Consider the following 24,236-nt stretch of genomic DNA (forward strand, 5'->3'; position numbering starts at 1 on the left):
GTTTATTAAATTTCTGTTTGAATAAGTTTACTTAGCATGGCAAATGCCTCTTCATTTCTTTGATAATAAGTCCATTGTCCCTTACGTACCGATTTAACGAGCCCTGCACGCTGCAAAGTGGATAAGTATTCTGAAACGGTAGACTGGGTAAGACCTGTTTTTTGCTGTATCTGACCAACGCAAACGCCATCCGAGAAACCGTAAACAGCCTGATCGGGAAAGCTGAGCTCAGGTTCTTTAAGCCAATTGAGGATCTGCAGCCTGGTTTTGTTGGAAAGTGCTTTGAAAATTTCTACCTGGTCCATACGTCAAAGATATATCGACTTTTCCCGATATACCAATTAAAGTAATTAAATGACTTTTTGCAGATGATTTATTGGAACGTCTATCAATTTTTTAGAACCCGGTAATGACTATGGTTACCTATAGCTTATACAAGAAAAGATGCTTTTGATAGCCACAAAAGGCAGTTATCAAAAAAGAAAAAGTTTTATTGGAGATAAAATTAATCCTCGAAGAGATAGCCGCTATAAGCCAAACCCTTGGCCACACTTTTAAAGTTATCGCCCGAGTTTAAATTAACATGAGGAAATCTGTTTTTGAATAGTTTTTGAATACTGCTCACCATAGAAGTACCACCGGTTAAAAAAAGGCTGTCGATATTTTTGGGGTCTATATCATTCTGCAACATAAATTCGTCCAGGTAGTTTGCAATTTTAGTTACATCCTTTGCTATAATTTGTTCATAAATAGGCAAGGGAATCTCCTCGTTAATGTTGATGCCCATTTTGCGATAGTTGAACATCGAAGTATCCACATTTGATAACTCAATTTTTGTTTTTTCGATGGATTGAAAGACCGAATAGCCGAGGTTGTTTTCAATGAGTGTTATCAGGTTTTTAAATTTTCGGTCGTTGCCCGAGAAATAATAGTAATCTTCAATATCCTTTTTAATGCGCTGACCATTAAAAAAGTTCATTTGTTCCCAGGAGCAAATATTCACAAATAGTGATTTTGGCACATCCAACACCTTCCCGGGTGTTGCCTCATATTGCGCATACTTGCCAAAATATGGTGTACCTTTTTCCCACATAAATGCCGAATCCAGGCTATCACCACCCACGTAGATCCCACCGCGGGCCATCATATCATTTTTCCTGTCCTTACTGCCAACATTTTTAGGGTCGAGCACCAGGTAAGTAAAATCTGTGGTACCTCCACCTAAATCGGCAACCAATACGTTTTCCCTTTTTATAAGTTCCTTTTCATAGGCAAAGGCAGCACCAATAGGCTCAAATTGAAAACGCACATCTTCAAAACCTGCAAGTTGTGCAGCTTTATTTAGCCTTGTTTGCGCCAATGTGTCTTTTTGCACATCATCGTCATCAAAAAAAACAGGCCGGCCAATTACCGCTTTACGACAGTCCTGCCCAATTAATTCATCTGCCCTTTGTTTCAACTCCTTTAAGATGATAGCCACCAAATGAGAAGCATTGTACCGCTTATTATGAATAAGGGTTTCTGTAAAACTGCTTCTTGATAGTATCTGCTTAACAGATTTAATGAACCGCCCTTTCATCCCATCGTTAAGATAGGCAGTAATAGCCTCTTCGCCTACAACATAGTTCTGCACACTCCCTGCCTTTTGCTGGTGATAAAAATAAATGAGCGAGGGTATAATGATAGTGCTATATATTTCCTTCGTGTCTTCGTCATAAATTGCCAAAGCCGAGTTGGTTGTTCCGAAATCAATTCCGTATAAAAACTTATTCATAACGAGGGATGTAAACAGTAAAATTTTTAAGGGCGGCGAAAGTATTAAAAAAATAGCTAATGAACAAAATCGATGTTTAAAAAGACAGTTTTTCACTTAAATACTACCTGCATTTACCAATCTACTATTTCACCTCTGATATAATCTTAATAGAATGATAAGGTGGTATTACTAATCCGAGCACTAAAGTATCAGATATAATAAACCCCATAACTATCTGCATATCAAATAACAATGTTTTTTTATAACTAATTCACCGATGTTATTTGTAATCATTCTAAATAAAACTATATTTGTCCAGGCAAAAAAATAGCCGTACAGCGGGAACTGTACGGCTTAACCGGGCAAGCCGGTTGCTCTTCAACTTCAATCAAAAAGCAATGCAATTTAGAAAAATTTTGCTATCGGCCCTGCTATGCGCCCATAGTATTTTTACGAATGCACAAGGCCCAGTATCCATCCGGGGTCAAGTGAAAAATTCGGCCGGCCAACCTATTAGCGCGGCAACTGTCCAACTGCAAAACACTGGCATAGGTACTATGACCAATGAAGAAGGCTCCTTCTTCATTAAAGGCCTAAAGCCAGGGCCCTACACACTTGCTATCAGCGCGGTTGGTTTTAAAACCGAACACCGACAGGTTATAGTTAAAGCCGACAAAGAAAGCGAAGCGCATATTACCTTGAAAGATGCCTTGGTTGATATGGAAACGGTTACCGTTACCGGCCGAAGCGCAGTAAAGGAGAGTAACCGGCAAGCTTTCAACGTAACTGCTATAGACGCCAAAAAACTTTATAACACCACGCTTGACCTGGCCGGGGCGCTTGACCGCGTGGCGGGGATACGTGTGCGGGAGTCTGGCGGTGTGGGATCGAATTTTAATCTCTCGCTGAACGGGTTTTCAGGTAACCATGTAAAGTATTTTATTGATGGAATACCGATGGACAATTTCGGTTCGTCTTTCCAGATCAATAATATCCCGATCAATATTGCTGATCGTTTAGAGGTTTACAAGGGCGTAGTGCCCATTTGGCTGGGTTCAGATGCGCTGGGCGGGGCAATTAACATCATCACCGGCGACCGTTACCGCAATTATGTAGATGCCTCTTACTCCTATGGCTCCTTTAATACGCACCGCAGTGTCATCAATGCAGCGGCAACCACAAAAAATGGTTTCACCATACAGCTTAACGCTTTTCAAAACTATTCAGACAATGATTATAAGGTAAAAGTAGATGCCGCAGATATCAATACCGGTGCTTACACGCCGGGTGCTTACCTGCGCCGTTTCCACGATAAATACCATAACGAAACACTGATTGCAAATGTTGGTGTGGTAGATAAAAGCTATGCCGATAAATTACTCTTCGGGATTACGCTGGGTAAAAACTACAAAGAGATCCAAACCGGCGCGCGAATGGTATCAGTATTTGGCGGCTGGCATAGCAGAGGCGACATTGTGATGCCCACCCTGAAGTATAAAAAAACGGACCTTGTTAAAGGTTTGGATGTAACAGTTAATGCTAACTATAACCTGGGCAGTGAGCGAAATATTGATACAATGAATGTTCGTTATGACTGGTTCGGCAACAGCAAACCCAATGGTTCTAATGGAGAACGCGCGAGAAGCCTTTACAAATACAAAAATAATAACGGTATCGCCACCACCATGCTAAACTACCGTATGGACGAGCGGCAGGGTATTGCGTTAAGCAATGTGTTTACCACTTTTAACCGCAAAGGAACCGACCCTTTGAATCCTTCCATAGCTGATGAAACACCCAAGAAAACGCAAAAAAATGTTTTGGGCCTTGGTTATAGCTACGACATTAAGGATAAATGGAGCACATCGTTATTTGGAAAATACATCTACCAAAACAATTCTACCGGAACTAACGGCAATAGCGCGGCAACCAACAAATTGGGATACGGTATAGCAACCACATACTTCCTAACTCCTAATTTACAGATCAAATCCTCATACGAATTAACCAACCGTATGCCAGAGGCACAGGAAATTTTTGGCGACGTGGAGAACCAGGAAGGCAACCCCAGCCTGAAACCTGAACAAAGCAATAACGTGAACCTGGGTATCAGTTATGCATTTGCCATTAATCCGGATAATAAATTCATGGTTAATGCCAATGCTATATATCGTCAGTCTACCAATTTTATTTATAACCGGTTAAACAATAACCAATCGAAACTGGTAGCGGATAACCGTGATGGTGTAAGAACAGTAGGCGGCGATGGCGAGATCAGGTATTCATATAAAAACTGGTTGAGTATGGGAACAACACTAACCTACCAGTATCTGCAAAACCTGCAAAAGTATGAACCTGGTTATACCGGGATAAGCCCGGTTTATAAAGACCAGATGCCGAATATCCCCTACCTGTTTGGGAACGCCGATGCTTCCGTATCACTAAAAAATATTGGGGTTAAAGGCAATAACCTGAATATAGGTTATAACCTCCTATATGTACATGCATTTTACCTATACTGGCCAAGCCGGGGTGGCGACAAGCTGGACATTCCACAACAACTGAGCCATGACGTAAACATGGTTTACAGTATAGCCAACGGCCGGTACAACATTGGGCTCGAAGGCCGCAATATCGCCAACGCCTTGTTATATGACAACTTTAGTCTGCAAAAGCCTGGTCGCGGCTTTTACCTTAACCTGCGCTACTTCATTAATAAATCATAATAAAAATCAAATCACATGAACTTTAAATCTACCATCGCGGCCCTGTGCGTTGCCGCCGCATTCGCATCCTGCTCTAAAAACAACAATGATAACAAAGTACCTGACAATCCGGGCAATTACATCTTAACCGTTACCCCTGCCGCCTCTACTGGTGTAGCCGATTACCTGCTAACTGCCGGAAGCCTGGAAGCAGGTACAATCTCCACCGCTGGTAACGGTATTGAACAGGATGGTACTTACCGTTACTATGTAACCACCAATAACAAATTTTTCAGTATGTTGTATGGCCAGGGAAACCCAGGTGCCGTTACAGCTTATAACGTAAAAGACGGAAAGCTGAATAAACTTACCAATTTTCAAACTGAAACAGTCCAGGCTTTTGCCCCTGTTAATGACGATCTGCTCCTATTCAAAATAGCCCGAAACCCGGCTACACCAACCTCAAGCTGGTACAAGGTTAATACTAACAGCCTGCTGATCACTTCGGAAGGAACTGTTAATACCTTAGACCTGACAGGCTTGGGTGAACTGGCCCATTTCAGCTGGATTAAACAAGTTGGTGATAAAGTATACGCTCCTTATTTCACTATTCTGAACAACACATTTTCAACTAACCACCCGGACGGAGCCTGGATCGCTATTTTCAATTATGCCGATATGAAACTGGAAAAAGTAATTACCGATAGCCGCACCAGCTTTATCGGCCGTTATTTTACAGATGGTTTGGCGCTTACCGAAAACAATGATATTTATGCGTTCTCGGCTTCAGTAGGCGTTACCGATAAAGTACTCACTTCTACAAAGCCATCAGCAATTACCCGCATCAAGGCAGGAACTACTGAGTTCGACCAATCTTATTACTTCAATTTTGAGGAAGCCAGCGGGGGGATGAACATTACCAACTGGGTGTACCTGGGCAATAACACATTTATAGTAAATGCCAGTGCCAAAGCTGAAAAAGGAGCGTATACAACAGGCAGTACAGTAGGTATTGTTAACGTAGCCAATAAAACCTTTAAAAAAGTTACCGGCCTGCCTGCAACTACTGATATCCAAAGTTTAACCACCAACAACTACACGCCAAAAGATGGAAAAACAGGCTACATAGGTGTTAACTTAAAGGATGGTACCAGCTATGTATACAAGGTAGACGCTGCTACAACAACCGCTACTAAAGGATTAAAAGTTGAAGGCGGAACCATTACTGCCATACAGTTCCTTAATTAATCTTCAAACAAACAATACCAACACAATGAAACCCGACAAAGGCACTTTAAAAAAGTCAAAAGACACGCGTTTAAAAAAAATCAATAACTGGCTGCACTTATGGCTGGGGCTGGGCTCGGGACTAATTGTGTTCATCGTTTGTCTTACCGGCTGTATCTGGGTGTTTAATGAAGAAATCACCAGCATCTTTGAACCGGAAAACAATATCGCATACCAGGCAAAACCGGTACTTAGTCCTGCAGTATTGGCAACAATAGGTGCAAATGCTTATCCGGAAATGATACCCGCTTATGCCAGTTACCAACAGGGTAAAGTTGTAAACCTCTCTTTGCGCAAACCCGGAAAAATTGTTCGCCGGGGCGGCGGCGGGGTAATGCTAAAGATCAACCCTTATACAGGGCAGGTAATAGGCCGGGAGATCAGCAAAAAGGGTGAAACCGATTTCTTTCGATTTATATTAAATGGACACCGCGCGCTTTGGCTTCCCTATGATATCGGTCGCCCGATTGTTGATTACGCAACCTTGATTTTTGTATTAATTTTGATCACAGGACTTATCTGGTGGTATCCCAAAAAGTGGAACAAATCTACCCGGGATAAGAGCTTTAAGATAAAATGGGGCGCATCATTTAAACGTGTGAACCTGGATCTGCATAATGTATTTGGCTTTTATGCCATGGTATTCCTATTGTTTATCGCCCTAACAGGTTTAGTATTCGGGTTAAGATGGTTTAGTGACGGGCTATACTGGGTAACTACGGGCGGAGAAAAACTAAAAGAATCTCGCCGAATGAAGTCAGACAGCCTGCAAGCTGTTGGTGCAAAAGACTCAAAAGTGGCTATGAACATACTTTGGCAAAAAGTGTTGTCAGAAAATCCAAAGTCGATGGGGTTTTATTACAACTACCCGGATATGACGAGCGCGGCCTCTACCATCAATATAACTGTTTACCCAACAGCCGGTCAGTTTTACAACAGCCGAAGTTATACATTTGACCAGTACACACTAAAGCAAATGAATCGCCAAGACCCCTATTGGGTACCTTATGAAAAAGCGGGCTTTGGTCAAAAAGTGCGAAAAATGAATTACGATATACATATCGGAGCCATACTTGGTCTGCCCGGAAAAGTAATGGCATTTTTAGCATCGCTGATTGGTGCCAGTTTACCGGTAACCGGTTTTCTGGTTTGGTGGGGTAAGCGGAACAAAAAGCCAAAGAAGCCTACCGATATTAATCGGATAGAAAAAAACACATCCCAAACCGGCGAGCTAACAAGCAAGCCCCGTTTTAGGGTGCAGGTAAAAATGGAACAATCCTGATAAGGCAAAGTATTTAAAAAGCTCCGCGAGGGGCTTTTTTTATTGGATACTTGGCAATGACCTTGCTAACTGATTAATATTTGCGTGTGTTGTTGTCATGATATTTAATTTATCATGCAAAGCTCTGCTTAAAAGTGATAGCGCGTTTTGTTTAAAAGACCATTTTACTATCAAAAAAACGCAATTCGTCCATTTATTCCAATTCGTTGATATAGATCAATACATACACCAAAGATTCTGATCAGTTTTGTAAAAAATAATTATGGATTCAATTTCAACCATCAATCAAAATATAGTTTCACAAGAATCGGTTGCTCCATACGGAATGACTCGAAATTTAGGAGTCATCTTCGGTATGGTGTTTACCGAGTTCATGATAATGGGTATTTCATTGGGCGTATTACCTGCTTTTATCCACCAAACACTCGGCCTCAGCAATATTTGGGTAGGTGTTGTAATTGGTACGCAATACGTGACCACACTGGCCACGCGCCAGTTTGCCGGTAAAATGGCCGATCATAAAGGCGGTAAACGCTCGGTGCTAACCGGCATTATTACCTCTGCCTTTTCAGGAATCCTTCTGTTTATGGCTACATCCTTGGTGCACCCACCCTTTCTTAGTTTAGGTTTAGTGCTGGCAGGTCGAATCTTGTTGGGGATTGGGGAAAGTTTTTTAGTGGTTGGCATATTTGCCTGGGGTTTCGCACTGGTAGGTCATAATAACACCGGCAAAGTAATGGTCTGGAACGGGATGGGCATGTATTCAGGAATGGCCTGCGGAGCGCCCGCCGGTATGCTGCTGCAAACGCTGTTTGGATTAAACTGGTTATTTAGCCTTACCATTATCTTACCCTGTATCATTTACCTGATCATGCGTTTGCTCCCACCTGTACCACTGCCAAAATCAACAACCCGGCTGCCGTTTTATAAGGCGGTTGGCTTGGTTTGGACCTCGGGAAGCGCACTGGCACTGGCCAGTATCGGTTTTGGCGGCATCGCCTCCTTTATTTCTCTTTACTTTTTGCAAAACCATTGGCAAAATGCTTCATTCGCACTTACCGCTTTTGGCCTTTGTTATGTTATCGTTCGGATTTTTTTGTCTGGTGCACCCGATAAATTTGGTGGCGCCAGAATAGCGCTGATTTCTCTGCTCATTGAGATTGCCGGACAACTACTGATCTGGGCAGGTATCAGCGGAACGTTTACCATTTTAGGCGCAGCTTTAACCGGCATAGGAATGTCGCTGATATTTCCTTCATTGGGCCAGATAGCCATGAAGAAAGTGCCGCCTGCTAACCGTGGAATGGCTATTGCAGCTTATAACGCCTTTTTCGATCTGGGATTAGGACTGACCGCACCTTTGGCCGGTTGGATAGCCGGACAATCGCATTACCAAAATGTTTATCTTTTTGGTACACTTGCAGCGGCAACCAGCGTTATCCTGGTATATCGCGAATACAGGAACAATGGAACAAAATAATTCACATCACCAGCTTGAGCAACATATTGCCAGCATCGTTCATCTAACTGCGGAACAAATGTCGCTGGTACTGGGTCATTTCAAACCATTACATGCCAAACGTAACCAAATCCTATTGAGTGCCGGCGACCATAGCCAGTACATAAATTTTGTGTACAAGGGTTGCCTGCGCATATTTTTCATCAGAGACGACGGCCAAGAAGTAACCCGTTATTTTGCGTTCGAAAATGAATTTGCTACCAGCCTGGCCAGTTTTTTAACCGGGAAAGCCTCCCTGGAATATACACAGGCGATGGAACCAACAGATATCCTCCGAATCCATCGCCGTGATTTTTATTACTTGCTGGAACTTATCCCTGTCTGGGAAAAATTTTTCAGGAGTTACCTGGAATCGGCTTACATCACCAACCTGGATATCTACCAACGGGAAGTGACCAAGGATGCGGTGGAACGTTACAAGGAATTACTCATTAAAAACCCAAGAATCGTTCAACGCTTGCCCAATAAAGTTGTAGCATCTTACCTAAATATGTCACCAGAAACACTCAGCCGAATGAAACGAAAATAGCGGTAACGTGCCTTTACCTGTTATCATTTTTTACCATCAACAACTAAAAACACCACCGACCGGGGAGGTATTGATACCTTGATACCTCCATTTACCGTAGCGGAGCTTGCAGCCAATTGCTGATAATTTGCAGGGCCACCCGAAACAGAAGTTGGACCATTCCCGTTGATATATACTTTGCGCGAAAACTCACCATTATCTGTACCACCGGTTAAGGTGTAATAATAGTATCTCGCACCAGGCGCAAAGTTCTGCATATTAACATTGATTACCTGCGATGAGGTACCTTTGTTAACTATAACCGCACCCGCCTGACCTGAGCTAAACGAAGAAGCATAGCTTAATATATCATTACTTCCGGTTACCGATGAACCAACCATTTTATCGCCAAAGTATTTTTGAAAATAGTACATGTAGTAAAAAGCGGGCCGGGCATTCCATTTTGTCGCATTATCGGGTTCATCGCCAGAGCTAAACATCCCCATATCATCGCCATTGGCATAGCCGTTTGCCAGATCCCAGCGGCTCGCCATACCAAATTGATCTTTAATTAATTCGCCAAGCACCATGGTGGCATGAATACCGGCTATGTTTGATACCATTTGCTTTGATCCTGTGGCAAATATATTCCACTCCGTTAATGCAATGGGTTTTAACGCTACCCCACCCTGCTGCGTAGTAGTATTCATCCAATCCATCATTATTTTTGATTCCGATACTGCCGAATTAAGTATTGTTGCCGCATCCAGATTGGTTTGAGCGGTATAATAGTCATGAACGATATAAAAATCGGGATAATCGCCCGCCGAGGCAAACAATCCCGAGTTCCAGGTTTTATCTACCACGTTCCACGAGTTTACAGGGTTTGTTTGTATCAACTGGGCACCAATCTTAATAGTTGCGCCGGTTTCAGTTGCAGCTTTCCGCATCGAATCGGCAAATACTTTAAAATGTTTACCATAAAGTTCACCGGTGATTATTTGAGGCTGGGCATCTTTATTATTAGCGAGGTCAATTTTCCAGCCCGCCTGCCAAGGACCATTATTCTCATTTCCAATTTCCCAGTATTTTGTTCGGCCCTTATCATGGCGTACCCATTCGGCGGCAAGGTGTGCGGCAACCTGATCTGGATGCGCACTTAAACCGTAACGCGCATAGCTGTAGTTTATAGTTATAATACCCTGGCTGTTGGTTTGCTGCAGTGTATTGTAATAGTTATCCAGCGATAGTGTCCAGCCGGCCGTGTTATTCCCTAACCAGTAATCGGCCGTTGTGCTGTTACCGTCAGAATCGTAAAGTGTAGCCGGAGCATCAGCGGGGATTTTCCCATCCCAAAAATAAACGCTACTGATATTGCCGCCCGGAAAACGGAGGATATTTGGCGAGAGTGCTTTAAGGTTATTAATGAGGGTTGGTTCGGTAACAATTTGTCCCATATAGGGGTTTGTGTTATTCCCAAACAAATACTTTGAAACCTTAGCAAGTACATTACTATAATCAACATTAATTGTTACTGTTGCGCTGGCTGCAGGCTTTGTAACATCGGCAGTAGTTGGGGTAGTAAAAGTTTTTGCAGCCCAATCATTTAAGAAAAAGCCTTGTGTTTTCGCAATCTCAACATCTGTTTGTGGCTTTACAGTAACGGGAATCACCGAAGTATCTTTGCCGCTCGTGGTTGCCTGCTTTTCGGCTTTGCTTTTTGAGCACGAAAGCATAATTGGTATAAGAAATGTAGATAAACTATATAATCGAAGCATCTTCATAATTACTTTGTGTTTAATAAAAAAGGCCACCACCAATACTACGGTGATGGCCGTACCAACTAACTCAATTTAAACTATTTAATTTTAACTACTCTTATATTATCAATGGCTGCTTCAAACAACACAACAGGATCTTTGGTGTAATTCATAAACATAAACTCCATACCTGTATTTCCACTTGCCCCTGTTAAAGCAGCTATTGATGCAGGCGGCAAGCCGGCAACACCATCCTTTACAATAAAGTTCGACAAAGGAATAGTTACTGTCTGCCAACCTTTTGTAGTAAACGGCGTTTTACTACCGTCAGCATTTTTCCAGGGATTATAGGCCGCCATATTACTGAAATTATAATTGGCCAAAATATAAATGGTTCCGTTCGACCACGGTTTGGTAACATTTATCTCAAACTTTACCGCATAGCTGTCCAAACTGGCGGCAATATCTGATGCTGGAACCCATTGCGACGCGTTTAGGTTGATTGAGTGTGGATAGTCATACCAATCAGTTCCGCCCGCTGGCAGGTTGGTTGCCCCCATCACATCAAAATAACCTGTATTGCCGGGGTACGAACTATTTGAGGTACCTGAACCCCAGGGGTATGTGTTTATAGCATCAAAATTGCAAAACACACCGCTTACAAAATCTTCCACATTATAAACGGTTGTTACTGAACCAGTAGCGGTAGTAACGCTCACCGGCCCGCCTGTTGTGATACCTGATGGCACCGCCAGGGTAATTGTGGTACCATCATTTGATGCCGTATAATCTGTAATGGTTTTGCCCGCAAACGTAACGTTCTTAATAAAGAAAAAACTAAAACCGTTGATCTTAACCGAATCGCCGACATTTGCACTTTCGTTTGAAATACCAGAAATGGTTGGTGCAGGTGCCACTATAGGGAAAGAAAAAGTAGTTTGCCCATGTATAGTTATGTATTCGATGGTATTAAGCTTGCTTGACGGAACAGATGGAAAAGCTATAACAGCAGGTATAAGCACAATGGCACTGGTATCAGAAAACCAGGCATCATTAAAGGATGCTGCTACCCCATCGATATTGATATGGAGCGCGCCTTTTAAATTTTTACCCGAGATCACTATCCATTGCCCGGTACCCGCGCTGCTCAATAGCGAATCGCCTGGATGTGCAACATAATTGCGAATGGCGCTGATGGCGGGTATACCCGTTGATGATGATGCATCTTTTTTACAACCCTGTAAAAGAAAAGCTGCCGCTGCAATTAAGATAATCAACAAACGGCTATTGGTATAATAAACTAATTTTTTCATGTTTTTTAAGACTTATATAAATGAATCTTTTATCTATTTATAATATTCCACCGGTTCTTCCAACAACCTCGGATCCGCGGTTTGATCATTTGCCGGTATAGGAAGTGTAAACGTGGCCACTGTTGCAGGGGTAATAATAAGTCCGTTAACTACAGGCGTTTTTACGCCGGTACCGGGGTTATAAGTAAACTGCTGTCTTTGCTGCTTATTAAGTGCATCACTCGCTGCCTGTGGATCATAGTATGAAAGGCGAACCAAATCAAACCAATACTGGCCTTCAAATGCAAGTTCAACCCTTCTTTCTTTCCGGAGTATTTCGGGGGTGATTGTATTAATCGGATCGACCCCTGCCCTTGAGCGGATAGCGTTAAAATACTTTACAGCTTCGGCATTTGTGGTAGACGCGTTATTGCCAAGTAATGCTTCAACATAAACCAGATACACATCGCCCAGGCGCAGCACCGTATTATGTTCAATAGACGACCAAAAATCCATAGTAGGCGAATTATTGTCGGCTGCTGTACCCACAATATGCTTTTTAACGTTTACACCCGTAGCCGTATAACCGCCGCCCGCCGCGTTCAACTCGGGATAGTGCTCGCCGGTAAGCATAAAGGTGGCTTTACGACGTATAGAGTCCTGCTCGGAATACAAATTAGCCAAATCAATTGTTGGCCCGATGGCGCCGCCATAACCACCACCACCAGTAACAATAGATGCACTTGGTGCAAACTGCGCTTCAATTGCGTTGCCGTTGCCGTATCCTACACCCGGTGCCCATTGAAAAGCAAACAAAGACTCAGGGTTATCATTAAATTGGGTTTTAAACAGGTTATAATAACTTGGTAAAAGTGCCAAACCGCTTGTATTACACACTTTACCAGCGTAATAAGCAGCACTATCAAGATCGGCCTGGTTACGGCTGCCGCTTTGGCCTAAGCCTGCCCTTGTTAAATAAACCTTTGCCAGCAAGCCTTGCGCACTCCATGTGGTTACGCGGCCGGGCTGATCTGTATTGGGTAAATTGGTTGCTGCAAATCTTAAATCGTTTATTATAAATTTATAAACGTCGGTAAGCTTATTGCGTGGCACCAAAGGGTTGGCTATCAATTTGTCGTTATCCTCAATAATAGGTACTGCTCCCCATATTTGTGCTATTAAAAAGTACGAGCTGGCGCGTATAAATCTTAATTCGCCAAGCGCACCGTTTTTATCTGCTACAGCAACACTATCAGGCACTTTGGTATTAATGGTTTTTATATTGATGTTACAATGCGCCACAATATCAAAAAACGATTTCCACGATTGCTCTATATAAGAGTTTTGCGGTGTAATGGAAAACGTGGTGAACTGTACCAGATCGCCGTTGTAAGGCTGCAACATGTTGCCGCTCATGATATCGCCAATACCGAGCATCGGAAACTGATTCCAGTAAAACCACGGCTGGGCATAAAGTGCAGCCGTAGCAAGCCGAAGATCTGACTTGCTTTTGTAAAAATTATCTGTTGTAATGCCGGTTAAAGGAGGCCTGTTCAGGAAATCCTTTTTACAACCGCTTATCATGATTATCATAATGATAAGCCATGAATAAATATTTATTTTAGTTAGTTTCATAATTCAAGCTTATTTATTTAATGATACATTGAGGCCAACGGTGTATACACGCGGTTGCGCGTAATAGCCATTATCAATACCGGCGGCCAATGGGTTCCAAGATCCAATTTCGGGGTCGTACCCGCTATACTTGGTTATGGTGAATACATTGGTTACATTAACATAAACACGTAGCGATTTGAGGTGTAATTTTGACAACAAACCATCAGAAAGGTTATAGCCTAAAGCAATGCTTTTACATTTCAGGAATGAGCCGCTTTCAATATATTTATCAGAAAAACGTTGATTATCATTTCCGCTGCTTTGGCTTATCCTGGTTATTTTTGTGTCGGGATTGGTGATATACACATTATTGATATCCGCTGCTGAACCAGCTGGGTCTATCAAACCTATTTTGGCGTAGTTAAGCACACTTGGGAAGTAGCCAAAATTTTGATTAGGGTTATTAGCATTAACACTTAGCTGGTTATAAATTTTATTACCCTGCTCGCCAACCATAAAAACAGTAAGGTCGATATTTTTATAGCTGAAAGCGTTATTGATACCGTACTGAAATATTGGTAATGGCGAACCTAAAAAGGTTTGATCATTGGCATCTATTTTACCATCATGGTTCAGATCCTTAAAAATAACATCACCTACCCAAACCCCGCCAGATCCGTTTGTAATTGGTATTGGCCCGCTGCCATTTTGAGGCAACGCCGGATATTTGGTAAAGTCGGCGGCATTTTTATAAATACCCAAAACCTGGTAACCATAAAAATCGCCGATGGAACGTCCTACAACAGTTTTACTAACCTGGCCATAAATGGCCGGCGTACCGGTTGCCAAAGCCAATACCTTGTTTTTGTTTTGTGAGAAGGTAAGATTTGTTCTCCAGTTAAAATCCTTTGATTTTACGTTTAATGTTGATAAGGCAAATTCAAAACCTTTATTGCTAACCGAACCAATATTTACAAATGGCGCCTGTATTGCGCCTGGAGAATAACCGCCCGCGGCAAACGTACCTGAATATAGCGGCTCGGTAAGGCTTAACAATAAGTTAGATGTTTTGCGATAATAGGCATCGGCCGTAAGTTCTATCCTTCTGTTTAAAATACTTACATCAATACCAATATTGTATGATTTGGTTGTTTCCCATTTAATATCCGGATTGCCCGTTGTGGCCGTAAGCTGCGAATTGCCCGATAGACCTGTTGCTACGGTATTTAATGTAGATCCATACGCATACTCTGCAATGTTTTGGTTGTTAACTAAGCCATAACCTAACCTTAATTTCAAGTCATTAATGAGTTTTGAATCTTTCAGAAAATCCTCATGGCTTATTTTCCACGCTAATGCTCCCGAATAAGTGGTGTTCCACCTGTTGGCAGGTGCAAATTTCGACGAGCCATCATGACGTACGGTGGCAGTTAACAAGTATTTATCGTTGTATGTAAAGTTTGCACGACCAAAATAGGCTTCAAGCGCCCCATCGCCTTTGCTGCCGCTATTAGTTGCGGTTGTTGCATCGCCACTGTTTATAGCCTGTACGTTATTGCTGGCAAAATTTGTACGGGTGGCCGAAACCCGGTTGTTGGTAAGCAACTGCGATTCGTGTCCGGCCATTACGCTTACGTAATATTTTTGGCCAAACATATGCTGATAAGTTAAGTAGTTGGAAAGTGAATAATAGAAATTTTGCCCGCTTGTAAATGTTCCAGTGTTAGTATTGTGAGAATAAGCACCCATAACATACGTAGGATTAAAATAATCCTCGGTGGCAAAATCAAAATTTCCGGACGCTTCGTTACGCAGGCTGATATCCCGGGTAAACTGAATTTCTGCATATACGTTACCAAGGGCCTGGTACCTACTTTTTAAATCCTTAACTATAGTTGCCAGGGCGAAAGGATTGGCTCCTACTGCTCCGTATATGTTTGGATCGTTACCACCCCAGGTACCATCAGGGTTTATTACATTTACATCGGGCGTTTGGTTTAATGCCTGCAAAATAACCCCGGTATTGGTTGTTCCAACATTTTCTGCAACGTGCCCAAGCTCTAAACTGGTACCTACCTTTAACCAATCGGTTGTTTTGTTGTCGAGATTTATTTTTACCGAGGTCCTTTTAAAATCCGAGCCCAAGGCAATACCTTGTTGTGAAAAATAGGTACCAGATAAGTAGTATTTTGTTCTGGCATCGCCCCCGCTTACAGCCACATTGTGGTTTTGCATAGGTGCCGTTCTATATAAGGCTTTCTGCCAGTTGGTACCAAGACCAAGATATTGCGGATTTGCAAACTGCGGCCTCAAATCATACCCAATTATAACCGATTTTTCGTTCATGAACGTAGCGTACTGTCGCAGGTCCATTACATCATAATATTTAGGTAACGACTGCTGTCCGTAATAGCCGTCATAACTAATAACAGGTGCACCAGATGTCCCTCTCTTTGTAGTGATGATAATTACACCGTTTGATGCCTGCGAACCATAAATAGCGGTAGCCGAAGCATCTTTTAGTATATCGATAGAAGCTATCTCCGAAGGATTAATGCTTGACAAAGGATTGGTACCATTACCGGGGATAGGCGACTGCTGATTTGGCGGAATCTGGATGCCATCGATAACATAGAGTGGCGATGAGCCTGAGAAACCGCCGATGCCCCTTATCTGTACATTTACATCGCCGCCTGGCTGTCCGGATACCTGTTGTATCACAACTCCCGGAACTTTACCTTGCAAGGCCTGATCGACAGTGGTAGGCTGGGTTCTTACAAGATCACTTGCGCGAACGGAAGATACCGACCCTGTAAGATCGCCTCTTTTTCCTGTTCCGTACCCTATTACCACAACTTCGTCAAGACCATTTGTTGATGGCTTTAACTGTGCATTTATGGTTGCGCTTTGGCCTACATAAGTTTGTAAAGTGGTGTAGCCTAAAAAGCTAAACACCAATACGTCACCAGCTTTAGCATTAATAGTATAAGTACCATCGGTACCCGAAACCGTTCCTGTTGATGTATCCTTTATTTTAATACTTACGCCGGGCAACGGCTTTGCATCGTCGGTACCGGTTACTTTTCCGCTAACCTTAATGGTTTGCGCATAGCCCGAAAAGCATAATAACATTCCGGCTATAAATAACAAAGTACCACACTTCATTTTTTTTTGTAAATTTCTTTCCATCTTCTATAGAAATTTTAATAATTGGGTAATTGATTGGTTCATAATTATTGGTTTAATTGGTTTATAGGTTTGTGTTATTTCATAATTGATTAATTGGTTTTAGGAAATTATATGATTGGTTTACATCTATAATATGTATGTATCTAATACTTCGCAATCGATTGTAATTGTTTTGTATAACGCACCTCATTCAGTAGCAAGACAATTTTTTCATGGTCAGGAAAACAAATCACTCTGGTTTTGAGCTGGTAAATAATTGGTTTCGGGTTGATATAATACACATGCTGATATTTTGCACGTTTTACCCTCAATGAAGGTATAAATGTTGATTTTACCCGGGTGTAACATTTGTAATTATTGATGTAACTAATGTTTACACGCAGGTAAAGCATTAATTTAAAGCAACTTATATTTAATTACCTACACGTTTATACATAACAAAAGGCTACAAATTCACTTTTAGGGCCTTTCCTGTATATACTATGGTTTTATCAAATTTATCAACTGGTAACGGTCCGCTGCCGTGCGAGCCATTGACAATCACTATGTTGAAAGTGCGCTGCGTTAACATGCCAGGAAAGCTCCCTTTTGTAGTGGTAATGCTAAGCTGGCGATGTGCGTCGTTCCAGTTCAATGTAAAAGTGGCATACTTTCCATTTTCGTAGTTATAGTTGTCATTTTCATCATCGTAATACACAAACCCACCGTTCGCGCCGGGGTAAATTCTAAGTTCGATGGTGTTATCCGGCTTTTCGGTGGCATATTGCATTACCGGCCCCATCGGGATGATGGCACCCGCTTTAACGTATAACGGCATTGTTTCAATTGGTGCATTAGCTGCAATGCTTTGCCCTCCGTTGTAGCGTTGCCCGGTCCAGAAATCATACCATTTTGTACTTTTAGGTAGATACACATCACGCGTGGTTTTCCCTGCTGAGGCGTTTGCCCCCGTGTACAATTGTTCGGTTACCGGGTTAACCATAAGCGCAGGCCCAAACATATATTGATCCGGAATATTATAAACTTTTTCATCGTTCCTGAAATCAAATGCAAGTGAACGCATTATGGTATAGTTATTTAAGGTTACACGGCCTGCCAGCGAGTATATGTATGGCAGCAAGCGATAGCGCAACTGATCATATTTTAGCAGGATGGCTTTAGTTTTATCATCCCAATTATTGGAAAACAACGCCCGTTCTCCCTTGCCGTGTATCCTGAATATGGGCGAAAACGCACCAAACTGAAACCAGCGGGTAAACAGCTCCCGGTTCTCTGGCTTCGACCAAGTTGGTGCCGCCCAGTTAAGGTGATAGCCGCCTATGTCTGATGTCCAGTATGGGATACCGGAAGCACAAGCATTAATCCCCTGGGGTACCTGCCTTTTAAATGCGTCAAACGTGCAGGAAATATCAGATGACCACAAGGTAGCCGCATTACGCTGCTCACCGGCAAACGACTGCCTGATCAGGAAAAAAGCGCGCTTTCCAGGAATATCACGTCGCCAGCCTTCATAAATACCTTTTGAATGCTGTAACGAATAGGTGTTGAAATAATCTATCCCCTTACCTATAAAAAAATTACTTTGGCGGCGGGCATCAAGCAGTAACCCGTTATCGGGCTCACATTGGTCAACCCACCATGCATCCCATCCGTAGCGTTTAACAATACTATCGCGGGCCTGTTGCCAGTAAAGCGCCCTTGCCGCCGGGTTGTGGGCATCATAATAAGTATCAAAGGTGTGTGTAACTACATTATCCCAGGTTATATCTGTTAAGCCGCCCATTTTTTGCAAGGCATTAAAATTAGGTGTTCCCTTACCTAAAACTGGCCAAATAGAAATCATACCATGTATATTGGCTTTGTGCAACTCATCAACCATGGCTTTAGGATTTGGATAGCGTGCGGGGTTCATGATATGTGAACCTATGGGAAAAGGATCCCAGTAATACCAATCCTGCACAATAACATCAACAGGGATATTGTTGTTGCGATAGTTATTTTTAACTGTGATTATCTCATCCTGGCTCAGATACCTATCCTGCGACTGGAACAATCCGAAAGCCCATTTAGCAAACATAGGGGCTTTACCTGTAGCCGTACGATAAAGGTCAATGATGTGGTCAAAATTGGGTCCGTAAAAAAAATAGTAATCAACCTGCCTGCCGCTTTCAGATACGTATTTGAATTTGGTATTATTATCCTCCGCGCCATAAAAGTTAGAAGCTGCATAGTTATCCCACATTAACCCATACCCTTTTGTGGATAGTAATACTGGGATAGCACCTGTAAGATATTTTATGGCCATATCCTGGTTACGCCCTTTGTAATTAATAGATAACGAATCAAGCGGATGACAGCCCAAACCAAATAGACCTTCATCTGCCGGAGAGTTAAACTGGGTTGTACAGTTATAGGTATTTATGCCGGCAATAGTGGCCGGCTGCATAGCTTTATTAGTTGTTTTATCTTCGGATAAAATAACCGTTCCATCTTTTGTTAAATAGCTAATGGCATTGGTTGCTTTATCAACCAATATATTCAACCTTGCAGTAGTTATAGTTATGCTATTGCCCTCGTCCGACACGGTAAATTCCGAAGGTTGGCTCCATTTATTATTTACAACCAGCGACTCATTTTTTGAAAAGGCATCAAATATGGTGTACTTAACTTCAATTATATCGGCACTGCACACCTTTACTTTGAGTATCCCCCTATCTAAACTAAATAAAACTCCATCTTTTTCTTTTGTAAAACTACGTACACGGGCCAACGCTTTTTGTGAGTGTATGCAACAAGCAAGCAAAACTAAAAGGGTAAATATTTTAGCAGATTTTAAGTAAAGGTTATTGTATAACATAATTGGTTTTTATATCTTCTTTATTGAATTTAATTGCCATCCCCTTTCTAAAACAACACAATGATGCAAGCTGTTAGCTTTATTGGGATACCGGTTATGGCATCCGTTTTACGGCTATTAAATTATCCGGGAATGATAATTGGTTTATATAAAGTGAAGGTATAAGCCAACAGGCCAGCACAAGGTGACATTTGTAACTAAGGATGTAACAAATGTTTACGCACTCACAAATAACTGATATACAGATTCATTTAAATGAAAAACATATAAATGATCAGGAAATATTTATTTTTTCTTGGTGTAGCCCGCGTTTTTGAAGCACAAATTCAGATGGCAGCATATTAAACTCGTCCTTAAATGATTTGGCAAAATATTGCGGTGTGTTAAAACCCACCTCGTATGATACCTCGGCGATGTTCATGCGGCTGTATTCCAATAAATGGGCGGCTTTTCTCAAGCGCAAAAGCCTTATATATTCTACCGGAGATTTACCGGTAATAGTTAGTAGTTTTTTGTAAAGTGTATTGCGATTCATACCCATATGTCTGCTCAATTCATTTACCGATAGCGCGGGGTTCAGCATATTTTCGCCAATGTAGGTTACTATTTCTTTTACAAACTTTTCATCAACAGAGGCAATGGCCGGCTCGTTTATCTGTATATCCAGTTGCCGGGTGTAGGTTTTTTTGAACGTGGCCTGCAGATTCAGCAGGTTCTTTATTTTAGAGATCAATATCTCGAAGTTAAAAGGCTTTGTCATGTAATCATTAGCACCAATTTCCAGGCCTTTCAATTCCTCTTCTTCACCGATAAGGGCCGTAAGTAATATGATGGGGATATGCGATGTACGACTGTCATTTTTTATTTTTCTGCAAAGCTCCTTCCCGTTCATTTCGGGCATACTGATGTCGCTTACCATAATATCCGGATGCAGGGCCAGTGCTTTCTGCCAGCCCTCCTTTCCGTTTGATGCCTCTATGATGTGAAACATGTCCTTCATATTATCTTTGAGGTAAAACCTAAAATCGTCATTATCCTCTACTAAAAGTAAAGTAGGTTTCTTACCGCTCTTCTGCACTTTAAATGGATCCACATTTTCGGTATGAGGTTCATTTTCTGTGTCATCTAAAGATATTTCCAGATCATCTAATGCGGGTACCGGCAAATGGACAATAAAGCAGCTACCATGTTCCGGTTCGCTTTCCACACTAATTTTGCCCTGGTGCATGTAAACAAATTCCTTAGTAATTGCCAAGCCAATACCACTCCCTTGATTAAGCATTGAGCCGGGGAGGTTATTTTGAAAAAAACGCTCGAAAATACACTCCTGCTTATCTTTAGGGATACCTATCCCGGTATCCATAACTTTAATTTCAATAAATTTAAGTTCATTGGCACCGTCGCAGGCCATCATGTTGAGCAGTACACTTACGTGTCCGCCTGCAGGAGTAAACTTAAACGCGTTTGAAAGTAAATTGAACAGTATCCGTTCTATTTTATCATGATCGAAACTCGTTTTAAAAGTGTCCACATCGGTATCAAATAAAAACCCAATGCCTTTTTGGTCGGCAATATCTGTAAACGACAGACTGGCCTCCTTAATAAAATTAACAATGTCGCCGGGCTTTGTATGCAATTTCAGTTCATGAACCTCCATCTTCCTAAAATCAAGCAGTTGGTTAACGAGGTTGAGCAAGCGCCGGGCATTTTTACTGATCATATTGAGCTGCAGCTTTTGATCCGCATTTGCAGCGTGATGGAGCATTTTATCAACCGGGGCCATAATCAGCGACAACGGTGTTCTGAACTCATGGCTTACATTGGTTAAAAACTTGGTTTTGAGCTTGTCTATTTCATGCATTCGCTCAATTTCCTGTCTTTCCTGTTCTATAATAAGCTGTATTTCTTTTTTTTCCTGCTCGGCAATAAATTGTTTTCTGATTTTTTGAATACCCCGGTGGCGAATGAACAGTAACCCGCCTGCAACTATCAGTACATAAAAAGCATACGCCAATGACGATTTCCAGAACGGGGGATTTACTTTAATATTAAGAGAAATTACATTGTTATCCCACAACCCATCGGCATTAGAAGCACGTACTTTAAATACATAGTTACCTCCATCAAGATTTGTATAAGTAGCTTTACGAACATTATTATAGGCAGTAAGCCAGCTTTTATCAAAGCCCTCCAGCATATATTGGTACTTTACTTTATTGGGGTTAAAAAAGTTAAGCGCCGCAAATTCAATGGTGAACACATTCTCGGCGTGGTTTAGGGAGATGGAATGTGTTGCCGATATAGCTTTTGAGAGTATTACATGCCCATTGATTGCTTCATTTGCTGCTACACTATTATTGAGTAGCTGCAAATCTGTAAATATAAGCTTAGGTTTATTTGTGTTTGTTTGGATATTTTGGGGATCAAAAATATTAAACCCATGCCCTCCTCCAAATATCAGTTCGCCTTTTTGAGTTTTCAGGGCCGCGTTTACATTAAATTCCCTGGCTTGTAAACCGTCACTTTCATCAAAATTTTTAAAGCGAAAACTGTATTTTTTGTTAACTGGTTTAAGCGCTATACGGCAAAGGCCGCCCGATGTGCTAAGCCACATCATGTGGTCGTTATCTTCCAGGATATTCAAAATTGAATTATCGGGTAACCCATCCTCTTTTACCAGCGACGTAAAGCGTTTTGTTTTTGTGTTTAATATGCTAAGGCCATCGCGTGTTGCTATCCACATAAGGCCGCGACTATCCTGGGTGATGCTGTTCACATTGTCTGCTATAAGACTATTTGATGTCCGCGTATCATGCACGTAATGAATAACACGACCGGATTGTTTTAGGATAACATTTATGCCCATATAGCCGCCAACCCATATATTACCGTCCTTATCCTCAAAAATTGAGGATATATAAGGCGACTGAATTTGAGCCTGGGTAAATGGACGTGAAAAAAATTTCGTGATGGGATCGAAAAGATTGAGTCCTCCGGCAAAGGTACCTACCCATAAACGGTGCGAGGAATCCTCAATGATACTATAGATACGATCATCAGACACAGACGTTGCCACGTTATCATCATGGCGATAATGCGTAAAGGTTTTTCCATCAAAGCCATCCATCCCGCCAAAATAAGTGCCTATCCACAATTTTTGGTTATGATCTATACACAGGCTAACGATGATATCATTGCTCAAACTATTGTTATTTCGCACATTATGCTTGTACTGGGTATACTTGCCGGTTTTTCGGTTAAAATAAATTAAGCCGCCTCCGTTAGTGCCTATCCACAGGTTGCCTTCTTTATCCTCAACAAATTTATCAACGTCTTCAAAACTCAAACTGCCTGGATCTGACGCAAAGTGTCTGTATAGCGGAAACCTGATGATGTTTTTATGATAATAGCTTATTCCCTCTTTAAAGGTGCCGGCCCACATAATCCCTGCGTTATCCTTATAAAGTATTACACTATTTTGCACTAAAGATTTGGTGTCGTCCTCGCGATTAAGCAGGTAATTGACCTTGAAATTTTTCTTATTAAGCACATTGATACCGCCGTGATCAGTACCTATCCATATAAGCCCGTCATCTGCCTGTACAATATTGTTAACTATATTGGTGTTTAATCCGGTTTCTGTGGTTTCTTTATCGATATATTTAATAGTGTTTGCCTCCGGGTCAAGATAATATAAGCCCATATTTATAGTAGGCGCGTAAAACCAGATATCATTATCACTATCAACGGTAATGGCGTAAACTCTTTTTTTATTGCTATTATTTGCTGGTACAATTAATTTTCGATAGCTTATTTTATTCAGCTTACTATTCATCATTTCTATAACACCGGTATCGTACGCAAACCATAAGTTACCCTTGTTGTCTTCGGCAAAATCAACCACGTTGTTGGCATATAATAACACAGGCGAATTATTACTGTGGGTATAATGATAAATTTGTTGACTGGTTTCATTATAACGATATATTCCCGAGCCATCATACAGGAACCAAAAGTCCCCCCTACTGTCCTTTTTTATTTTGCGTACGGCTACACCTGGCAGCTTTAATGATTTAAGTACCGGTGCTATATTACTGTTAAATTGCTCTGTTTGGGGGTTATAAATGCAAAATCCGTTACGGGTTTCTATCCAAAGGTTATGACTGGGCCCTTCAAAAATATTTACAATATAATCATCATTAATAGAGGTACTATCGTTCACATTGTGTTTAAATACTTTAAAAGTATAGCCGTCATACCGGTTAAGACCAGATAAGGTACCAAACCACATAAAACCTTGCGCATCCTTATAAATACAGTTTACCTGATTATGTGACAAGCCATTGCTTATATCCAGATGCGAAAATTGATATTTATTTTCTTGCGCAAACGCTGAAGTATAAATACCAAAAAGTAAAATAAAAGCAAGCAATACGTTTAAACGCATATAAAGAATGGCCGGGA

13 protein-coding genes are annotated in these 24,236 nt (G+C 41.6%); 5 read left to right on the forward strand and 8 right to left on the reverse strand.

Going from position 1 to position 24,236, the window contains the following annotated elements; translation table 11 throughout:
- Positions 1-5 precede the first annotated feature (5 nt).
- The gene (locus tag BLS59_RS02545; RefSeq protein ID WP_091143755.1) at positions 6-305 is read right to left on the reverse strand and encodes an ArsR/SmtB family transcription factor; all 300 of its coding nucleotides are present in this window, start codon (positions 303-305) and stop codon (positions 6-8) included.
- Between the two features lie 200 nt (positions 306-505).
- On the reverse strand, positions 506-1,774 hold the full coding sequence (locus BLS59_RS02550; protein WP_091143761.1) for an Hsp70 family protein: 1,269 nt from the start codon (positions 1,772-1,774) through the stop codon (positions 506-508).
- Positions 1,775-2,154: 380 nt separating this feature from the next.
- Here BLS59_RS02550 and BLS59_RS02555 point away from each other — a divergent pair, with 380 nt between their 5' ends.
- The 5 genes from BLS59_RS02555 (at position 2,155) to BLS59_RS02575 (ending at position 9,078) form a co-directional block, all read left to right on the forward strand.
- Positions 2,155-4,482 (forward strand): TonB-dependent receptor, encoded by a 2,328-nt coding sequence (locus tag BLS59_RS02555; RefSeq protein ID WP_091145018.1) that lies wholly within the window; start codon positions 2,155-2,157, stop codon positions 4,480-4,482.
- Positions 4,483-4,497: 15 nt separating this feature from the next.
- On the forward strand, positions 4,498-5,709 hold the full coding sequence (locus tag BLS59_RS02560) for a DUF4374 domain-containing protein (RefSeq protein ID WP_091143764.1): 1,212 nt from the start codon (positions 4,498-4,500) through the stop codon (positions 5,707-5,709).
- Between the two features lie 25 nt (positions 5,710-5,734).
- A complete protein-coding gene (locus BLS59_RS02565) occupies positions 5,735-7,030 on the forward strand; it encodes a PepSY-associated TM helix domain-containing protein (RefSeq protein ID WP_091143768.1) in 1,296 nt (431 codons plus the stop codon).
- Positions 7,031-7,292: 262 nt separating this feature from the next.
- Positions 7,293-8,510 (forward strand): MFS transporter, encoded by a 1,218-nt coding sequence (locus tag BLS59_RS02570; protein ID WP_091143772.1) that lies wholly within the window; start codon positions 7,293-7,295, stop codon positions 8,508-8,510.
- Entirely contained in the window at positions 8,497-9,078 is a 582-nt protein-coding gene (locus tag BLS59_RS02575) for a Crp/Fnr family transcriptional regulator (protein ID WP_091143778.1), read from the forward strand. Before BLS59_RS02570 ends, BLS59_RS02575 begins: the two co-directional genes overlap by 14 nt.
- A gap of 23 nt (positions 9,079-9,101) precedes the next feature.
- Here BLS59_RS02575 and BLS59_RS02580 read toward each other — a convergent pair whose 3' ends face one another.
- The 6 genes from BLS59_RS02580 to BLS59_RS02610 form a co-directional block, all read right to left on the reverse strand.
- On the reverse strand, positions 9,102-10,841 hold the full coding sequence (locus tag BLS59_RS02580) for an alpha-L-arabinofuranosidase (RefSeq protein WP_091145020.1): 1,740 nt from the start codon (positions 10,839-10,841) through the stop codon (positions 9,102-9,104).
- Positions 10,842-10,915: 74 nt separating this feature from the next.
- On the reverse strand, positions 10,916-12,130 hold the full coding sequence (locus BLS59_RS02585) for a glycan-binding surface protein (protein WP_091143782.1): 1,215 nt from the start codon (positions 12,128-12,130) through the stop codon (positions 10,916-10,918).
- Between the two features lie 33 nt (positions 12,131-12,163).
- A complete protein-coding gene (locus BLS59_RS02590; protein WP_091143785.1) occupies positions 12,164-13,744 on the reverse strand; it encodes a RagB/SusD family nutrient uptake outer membrane protein in 1,581 nt (526 codons plus the stop codon).
- A gap of 9 nt (positions 13,745-13,753) precedes the next feature.
- Positions 13,754-16,915 carry a SusC/RagA family TonB-linked outer membrane protein gene (locus BLS59_RS02595; protein ID WP_091143789.1) on the reverse strand — a complete coding sequence of 1,054 codons (3,162 nt, stop codon included), beginning with the start codon at positions 16,913-16,915 and terminating at the stop codon, positions 13,754-13,756.
- 445 nt (positions 16,916-17,360) lie between these two features.
- Complete coding sequence (locus BLS59_RS02605; protein ID WP_091143795.1) at positions 17,361-19,772, reverse strand: glycoside hydrolase family 31 protein; 2,412 nt, start codon at positions 19,770-19,772, stop codon at positions 17,361-17,363.
- A 274-nt stretch (positions 19,773-20,046) separates the two neighbouring features.
- Positions 20,047-24,219, reverse strand: coding sequence for a hybrid sensor histidine kinase/response regulator transcription factor (locus BLS59_RS02610; protein WP_091143799.1), 4,173 nt, complete (start codon positions 24,217-24,219; stop codon positions 20,047-20,049).
- Positions 24,220-24,236: the final 17 nt, after the last annotated feature.

This window comes from Mucilaginibacter pineti (assembly GCF_900101875.1).
In the GTDB taxonomy this organism is placed as follows: Bacteria; Bacteroidota; Bacteroidia; order Sphingobacteriales; family Sphingobacteriaceae; genus Mucilaginibacter; species Mucilaginibacter pineti.

What these genes read in the sequence shown, in the direction of transcription:
- BLS59_RS02545 (WP_091143755.1), bottom strand. Translation starts at nt 305, where the DNA reads ATGGACCAGGTAGAAATTTTCAAAGCACTTTCCAACAAAACCAGGCTG.
- BLS59_RS02550 (WP_091143761.1), bottom strand. Translation starts at nt 1,774, where the DNA reads ATGAATAAGTTTTTATACGGAATTGATTTCGGAACAACCAACTCGGCT.
- BLS59_RS02555 (WP_091145018.1), top strand. Translation starts at nt 2,155, where the DNA reads ATGCAATTTAGAAAAATTTTGCTATCGGCCCTGCTATGCGCCCATAGT.
- BLS59_RS02560 (WP_091143764.1), top strand. Translation starts at nt 4,498, where the DNA reads ATGAACTTTAAATCTACCATCGCGGCCCTGTGCGTTGCCGCCGCATTC.
- BLS59_RS02565 (WP_091143768.1), top strand. Translation starts at nt 5,735, where the DNA reads ATGAAACCCGACAAAGGCACTTTAAAAAAGTCAAAAGACACGCGTTTA.
- BLS59_RS02570 (WP_091143772.1), top strand. Translation starts at nt 7,293, where the DNA reads ATGGATTCAATTTCAACCATCAATCAAAATATAGTTTCACAAGAATCG.
- BLS59_RS02575 (WP_091143778.1), top strand. Translation starts at nt 8,497, where the DNA reads ATGGAACAAAATAATTCACATCACCAGCTTGAGCAACATATTGCCAGC.
- BLS59_RS02580 (WP_091145020.1), bottom strand. Translation starts at nt 10,841, where the DNA reads ATGAAGATGCTTCGATTATATAGTTTATCTACATTTCTTATACCAATT.
- BLS59_RS02585 (WP_091143782.1), bottom strand. Translation starts at nt 12,130, where the DNA reads ATGAAAAAATTAGTTTATTATACCAATAGCCGTTTGTTGATTATCTTA.
- BLS59_RS02590 (WP_091143785.1), bottom strand. Translation starts at nt 13,744, where the DNA reads ATGAAACTAACTAAAATAAATATTTATTCATGGCTTATCATTATGATA.
- BLS59_RS02595 (WP_091143789.1), bottom strand. Translation starts at nt 16,915, where the DNA reads ATGGAAAGAAATTTACAAAAAAAAATGAAGTGTGGTACTTTGTTATTT.
- BLS59_RS02605 (WP_091143795.1), bottom strand. Translation starts at nt 19,772, where the DNA reads ATGTTATACAATAACCTTTACTTAAAATCTGCTAAAATATTTACCCTT.
- BLS59_RS02610 (WP_091143799.1), bottom strand. Translation starts at nt 24,219, where the DNA reads ATGCGTTTAAACGTATTGCTTGCTTTTATTTTACTTTTTGGTATTTAT.